This is a genomic window from Pseudomonas sp. P867, assembly GCF_019891455.1.
In the GTDB taxonomy this organism is placed as follows: domain Bacteria; phylum Pseudomonadota; class Gammaproteobacteria; order Pseudomonadales; family Pseudomonadaceae; genus Aquipseudomonas; species Aquipseudomonas synxantha_A.
Window position 1 is genome coordinate 252126 of record NZ_JAFLXB010000010.1, and the last position, 6236, is coordinate 258361.

Consider the following 6236-nt stretch of genomic DNA (forward strand, 5'->3'; position numbering starts at 1 on the left):
ACGACCGATTTCAGGCTAGGGACAAGGCACTTTTCCCTGTGGGCAACGTCTACAGGCTACGAATGATTTTGCTTATTTTGAGGTGTCATCAATGAAAGCCTGGATGTGTGTGCCTGTGATCGTGCTGGCCTTGGTCGGCTGTGCCGGCAAGACGGCCTACCGCGACAGCTGCGGTTCCCAATTGGATGCCGCCTGGAAAGAACTCGATCTGGCCAAGGCTGAAGGTTTTGCTGGCACCGTGAGCTACTCCAAGGCTCTGTCGCTATTGACTGGCGCCAAGACCCAGCAGCAGTTTGAAGCGTTTGAAGGGTGCTCCAACAAAGCCCAGAAGGCGCGGTTCTATATTCGTGAGTCTCGCGCCGGGCGTTGACCTGTAGCGGCGAGTAGGATTATTCATTGGAAAGTGAGGGCAGGATGTCAGCGCTGGTCAATCAGTTAGTCGCCCAGGTCATAGGCCTGGAAGTAGGGTTACTGAGCTGCCAGGCTCGCCTCGCCGCCGTCACTGACGATGAAGCCCTGCATGATTTGCGCACCACCGTGCGGCGCTTGCGCAGCTTGTTGCGGCCTTTGCGCGGGCTGCCCGGTGTGGAACAGCTTGAATTGGCCGCCAGTACGGTTGGCCAATTGACCACGCCGCTGCGTGACCGCGAGGTCCTGGCGGCGTATCTGCATCAGCACGGTTATCACGAGGCGGCTGATCGGCGCCTGCGCCTGCAACCCGAGGCCTATCGCCATGTGGCGCAAAGCCCGGAACTGGCGCACCTGTTACTGATTCTGGATGCATTCCCACGCTTTATTCGCGCCTCCCAGCACCAGAAACTGCTCAAAGGCCTGCGCCCGCGCATCGAGAAACGCCTGGCCAAGCAATGGCAGAAACTCGATGAAGCCCTGAAGGATCCCGAGCATGATCGCCACCGCCTGCGGTTGCTGATCAAGCGCGTGCGTTACGCCGCCGAGGCTTACCCCGAACTGGACAAGCTATCCCCCAACGCCATGTCGCGATTGAAGAAAGCCCAAAGCGCCCTGGGCGACTGGCATGACTGCTGGCAGTGGCTGGCCCAGGCCGGGCAGCAGGCGGATCTGCAACCCTGCGTTGCCATCTGGCAGCGCACCATGCTCAAGGCTCAAGGGCAGGCTGACCGTGTGCTGGACAAACTCAGCGCCGATTGTTTTTAACGCGGTCCGGCTTTTGGCCGGAATGGGCGGTGTGCCGGTCCGTCTCGATGGTTAAGATTCCCCATCGATTTTCTTGATGTGAGGTCGCCATGCGCTTTAGTGATTTGCTCGACGCTGCCCGAAGCAACCCGTTGGACGTCACCATTCCTGCCGAATGGGCTCAGGGCCGTGCCACCTTTGGCGGCCTGGTCGCCGCCCTGCAATATGAGGCCCTGCGCGCGCAGGTGCCGGCGGATCGCCCCTTGCGCTCCCTGGCCATCACCTTTGTCGGCCCGGTCGCGCCGGATGTGCCCGCCAGTTATCAAGTCGAAGTGTTGCGCGAAGGCAAGGCCGTCAGCCAGTTGCTCGGCCGCGTGTTGCAGAACGGCGAAGTGGCGACCCTGGTCCAGGCCAGCTTTGGCGCGTCTCGAGCATCGGAAATTGACGTGGCGAGCGAAGCTCCGCCGGTATTCAAACATTGGGATGAATGTCAGGAGTTGCCCTACATCAAGGGCGTCACCCCTGAATTCATGCGCCATCTGGCGATGCGCTGGAGTGTCGGCGGCCTGCCGTTCACCGGTAACAAATCCCGCGACATGGGCGGTTGGGTACGGTTGCCCGGGGATGTGAAAGAAGAGCCGCTGACCGAAGCGCATATCCTCGCCCTGGTCGACGCCTGGCCGCCGGCCCTGCTGCCACACCTGAAAAAGCCTGCGCCAGGCAGCACCCTGACCTGGACCATCGAGTTCATCCAGCCGCTGCAAGACCTGACCACCCTCGATTGGTGCCAATACCACGTCAACATCGAACATGCCCGCGACGGCTACGGCCATGCGGCCGCTGCGCTGTGGAGCCCGACCGGCGAGTTGATCGCCCTCAGCCGCCAGACCGTGGTGGTGTTCGCCTAAGCCACTTCAGTGGTGGTGACGTTGCCGCCAGGCACGCCACCAGCCACCGCTCAACACAAAGCGCGGGAAGGTCACGAACTGCTCGACAACAAGGCGTTGCACCGCATCTTTACGGTCGCTGAACGGCTCACTGGCCTGGGCTTCCAGGCTGTGGCCGTGACGCTGCAACGCCAGGCCCGCCACGATGCCGACCACACCGATAGCCAAGCTGGCCAGGCTCAGGCTGAACACCCCTGAAACGATCAGCAGGAAACCGACGATAAACAGCGGCACGGCAATCAGGTGCAACGCCAGGTTGGTCGGGTGCTGATGGTTTTGTGGGTAATGACGCCATTGCCAGGCGGGGAGATTGGGGTGACGTTTGCCCATGATCGTGAGTCCTCTGTCCGTTGGAACAACTTGGATGGAGTTTAGATGTGGGCGGGCGGAGTAGCGAATCAAGGCTGGCTATGGGGGTCATAGTCTCGCTTTTGTAATGCTCGTTTAATAGCAGGCGGAGTCAGGATCTTTAATGTAAACAGAGGGTCCGCACAAGGATGGGTGTTTTGTTCTAAATTCGATCAACGAGTCTGCCGACTCAGCCCTAACGACAAAAAAATTTTCGTGCTTTTGTACAGTCATTTGCAATCTATTGAGAGTGGGAATATTTTTTATAACGACATCACTCAACCCGCCACAGCTAAGACCAATTCGGCACGTGTTGAAGCCTTCTAATGACCATTTTTCTGGTGGTTTGTCTGGAATCTCAGGTATATCAAATGCAAGGGTTATATGAGATCTGTTGTTGTCTATATCGATAGAAAACAACACTATCTCTCCAATCGGGACCTGTATGGAGAAAACTCTATTGAAAAAAACACTTCTATCGAATTCATTCCAGAATTTCATTTTTCACCTCGAAAAATTATAGTGGTCTTTTGCACCCTTCAGCTTCCCGTGACGGGTGTCTCCAATTGGACGCAAATTGAAATGAGCTCCTTGATCGCCGAGGCCTCCGGGCGCTCCAAATTTATGTCCTGCGCTGTGCTCTTGGATAACAATTTTCTGACTGTTTGCGCGTGTGAACTCATACTCTCTCGTAAGGATTGGCTTTCCATCATTATTTAGTATTTCTCTGCCCCTCATGTCTTTCATTCTGACATGCCTGAACTGCCCGTAGCCTCCCTTTTCCTGATCAAATACGGTGTCTGGATGCTGGCTCATAGGGATTTTTGCATCTAACTTAGCTTGCCTAAATGCGCCTGAACGGGAATAAGCAGGTTCTTCGGGTCCTGTTAGTTGATTGCAATTACGTTTTCGGTTTCCAGGACACTCCGTGTTTAGTCCTAGCGGATCCACCCACCCCGTAGGATTGGGCGCGTACTGATAGGAGTTGATCCCACCCGCCAACTTCACCGGATCCGGTGTCAGGTAACGACCAATATCCGGATTGTAGTAACGATGGCGGTTGTAGTGCAGCCCGCTTTCCTGGTCAAAATACTGCCCCTGGAAACGCAGCGGATTGTCGATTTTGCCTACGTCGAGCCGGGCGATCTGGCCGTAGGCGCGGTAGTGGGCGGACCAGACGATTTCGCCTTCGGTGTCGGTCAGTTCTTGCGGTGTGCCGAGGTGGTCGAGTTGGTAGTGGTAGGGCGTGGTGCCCTTTGGGCCATAGCCTTCCAGCAGTGCCAACGGGCAGAAGCTGTCCGGCTCGTAGATGTAGCTGCGATGACAGTTTGCATGGTGTTCGGCAATCAGCTTGTCGCCTTGCCAGAAAAACTCGGTGGTCTTGCCATCCACGGTTTTGCTGACACGTCGCCCAAACGGGTCGTAGCGATAACTAGCGGTTTCGCCGTTCGGTTTTGTGATGGTGATTAACCGATGTTGGCAGTCGTAGCGGTATTCCGTGACGAGTTGATGGCCCTTGCCGCGTCGTTCGCGGATGAGGTTGCCGAAGGCGTCGTAGTCGTAATGGCGGTCGCCCTGGATCATCAGGCGGTTGCCGGCAACGATGTCCGGGCCGGGACGGTCTTGCATCAGCAGGTTGCCCGCCGGGTCGTGGGCGAAGCGTTCCTGGACGTCTTGGGAATGATCGGCGCGGGTTAGCCGGTTAAGCGGGTCGTAGCGATAGTCGTGCTGGCCTTTGCGGGTATCGAGCAGGCAGGTGAGGGTGCCGCTTTTGTCGTAGTCGTATTGGCGTTGGTAGAGGTAGTTTTGCTGCTGCGTAACGGCGTGGGCGTGTAGGCGGTTCTGGTCGTCGTAGTGGTAATGGCTGAGCAGTTGACCTTGTTGGCGTTGGTGTTCGCGGCCGCTCTTGAAGAGATGCGAGGTGAGCACCTCACCATTGAGCTCGACGGTAGTGAGGTGGCCGCCTTTGTCGTGGTTGAAGACGAGGCGGTTGTTGTCCGGCAGGCGCAGGTTTTTCAGCTGGCCGCAGGCGTCGTAGCCATAGCGCAGGGTGCCCCAGCCTTGGTGCTCGGCAGTGAGGCGGTTTTGGCGGTCGTATTCGTAGGCCAACGCCCAGTGACCGTCTTCGACGCTGAGGAGGTTGCCCTGGCGGTCGTAGGCATAGTCGACAATGCTGTTATCTGGCAGGGTTTTCCGTACGAGGCGACCGGCGTGGTCGCGCTCGTAGCGGGTCACTAGCTGACTACCGTCATCGCCGTATTCGGTCTTTTCCTGCAGGTTGCCGTTGAGGTCGTAGACGTAGGCGGTGCGTTGGCCGTCGAAGCCGGTTTCCTGTTGGATCAGGCCGTTGGGGTGGTAGTCGAGTTGGTAGGTTTCGCCGACTTCGTTTTCGATTTCGGTCAGCAGCAGCCGAACATTGTCGTAGCGATACTTGACCTGGGTGCCGTCGGCGTTGATGCGGCGGCTGATCAGGTGCAGGCCATTGGCATATTCGTAGCGGGTGACGTGGCCGAGCTCATCGCGTTCGGCGATGATTTTTCCGTAGGGGTTGTAGCTGAATTCTCGTGTGGTGCCGCCTGGCAAGACGAGGCGAATCAACCTACCGACGCTGTCCCATTCATAGACTGTCTGCGCGCCGTGTTCATCCTCGCGGGCAATCTGTCGGCCTAAATCGTCATAGCGATAACGCTTGATCCCGCCATTGGGCAATTGCTCTTCCAGCAACTGCCCACGCTCATTCCACACCAGCCGATGGCAGCTGTGATCGGGGTACCAAACCCCCGTCAGTTGCCCGTATTTGTTGTAGCTGTAGTCCGTCACCTGCCCATCGGGATCAGTCCTACGCGTAACATCGCCCTGGCTATTACGCTCGTATTTCCAGACCGCCTCCCCACGCCTCACAACCCGAACAAAACCGTTGTCATGCTCGTAGGAGGTCGGCTCATCATCCCCAGGAAACAACGCCACCAAGCGTCCGGCTTCGTCGTACTGATACGCCGTCACCGCGCCCAGCGGGTCTTGCTCGACGGTCAGCCGACCCTTGGCATCGTAGGATTTGAAATGCTGCGCGCCGTCCGGATCGATGCGCTGCACCAATCGCGCTCGGTCGTCGTGGACATACACTTCCTGGCTGCCATCGGCGTTATGTACGGTGACACGCCCGTCATCCCCCAGGCATAACGCGTGTCCATCTGGGAAAAACTCGCCCAATGCCGAACGCAACGCGCCGCCTTGCCAGCGTGCTCCCATTCCCAAAAGAAACTCGCCCCACCGGCCAGCTGCCGCTCAAGAATGACGTGCTGATCGTCGTACCTATAACGCTCGCTTTCTCCGACAGCATTGGTCGCGCAAACAAGTCGTCCCGCTTCGTCATAGGCGTAGGAAACGACGTTCTGTTCGGTCTCCCACACGTAGGGCTCACGCCCTTTGGCGCGATGTACCTGGTAGTCCACCGCCACGATTCGATCCAGCTCATAACGCAACAGCAGCGAGCGACCAGCACCGTTATCCAGCCGCTCAATTCGCCCGGAATGATCACGGCAAATGCGTAGACGGTTGTCATACGCATCGCTGATCGCAGTCAGTACACCGTCGCGAAAGTGATAGAACCGCGACGCCTGGGCCAGCACCAGTTCATCAGGCGTCGAGCCCAAGTAGATTGCCGCTTCGGCAAGACTATTGGTGATCGCGGGTCGAGCCGCTGTAGGCAAGGGCAGGGTGGTCGAGCGGTTCTCATGGTCGATCCACACCACCGAATCGCCCGACACACAAAGCCTGTGCGCCAGC

5 protein-coding genes and 1 pseudogene are annotated in these 6236 nt (G+C 57.9%); 3 read left to right on the forward strand and 3 right to left on the reverse strand.

Going from position 1 to position 6236, the window contains the following annotated elements:
• The first annotated feature begins 91 nt into the window (after positions 1-91).
• The 3 genes from J1G33_RS19585 to J1G33_RS19595 all read left to right on the forward strand — a co-directional run bounded on the left by J1G33_RS19585 (position 92) and on the right by J1G33_RS19595 (position 2063).
• Positions 92-370: a hypothetical protein gene (locus J1G33_RS19585; protein ID WP_103733588.1), complete on the forward strand. Its 279-nt coding sequence runs from the start codon at positions 92-94 to the stop codon at positions 368-370.
• Positions 371-414: 44 nt separating this feature from the next.
• Positions 415-1176, forward strand: coding sequence for a CHAD domain-containing protein (locus tag J1G33_RS19590; protein WP_005786356.1), 762 nt, complete (start codon positions 415-417; stop codon positions 1174-1176).
• Between the two features lie 89 nt (positions 1177-1265).
• Positions 1266-2063 (forward strand): thioesterase family protein, encoded by a 798-nt coding sequence (locus tag J1G33_RS19595; protein WP_223018567.1) that lies wholly within the window; start codon positions 1266-1268, stop codon positions 2061-2063.
• 6 nt (positions 2064-2069) lie between these two features.
• Here J1G33_RS19595 and J1G33_RS19600 read toward each other — a convergent pair whose 3' ends face one another.
• The 3 genes and pseudogenes from J1G33_RS19600 to J1G33_RS19610 all read right to left on the reverse strand — a co-directional run.
• Complete coding sequence (locus J1G33_RS19600) at positions 2070-2432, reverse strand: Mpo1-like protein (protein WP_005786360.1); 363 nt, start codon at positions 2430-2432, stop codon at positions 2070-2072.
• Between the two features lie 114 nt (positions 2433-2546).
• The gene (locus J1G33_RS19605) at positions 2547-2951 is read right to left on the reverse strand and encodes an Imm50 family immunity protein (RefSeq protein WP_223018568.1); all 405 of its coding nucleotides are present in this window, start codon (positions 2949-2951) and stop codon (positions 2547-2549) included.
• 3 nt (positions 2952-2954) lie between these two features.
• Positions 2955-6236, reverse strand: a pseudogene (locus tag J1G33_RS19610) (RHS repeat-associated core domain-containing protein); the annotation flags it as partial.

Excerpts from the sequence above, each read along its gene's own strand:
- J1G33_RS19585 (WP_103733588.1), top strand. The coding sequence starts at position 92 with ATGAAAGCCTGGATGTGTGTGCCTGTGATCGTGCTGGCCTTGGTCGGC.
- J1G33_RS19590 (WP_005786356.1), top strand. The coding sequence starts at position 415 with ATGTCAGCGCTGGTCAATCAGTTAGTCGCCCAGGTCATAGGCCTGGAA.
- J1G33_RS19595 (WP_223018567.1), top strand. The coding sequence starts at position 1,266 with ATGCGCTTTAGTGATTTGCTCGACGCTGCCCGAAGCAACCCGTTGGAC.
- J1G33_RS19600 (WP_005786360.1), bottom strand. The coding sequence starts at position 2,432 with ATGGGCAAACGTCACCCCAATCTCCCCGCCTGGCAATGGCGTCATTAC.
- J1G33_RS19605 (WP_223018568.1), bottom strand. The coding sequence starts at position 2,951 with ATGAAATTCTGGAATGAATTCGATAGAAGTGTTTTTTTCAATAGAGTT.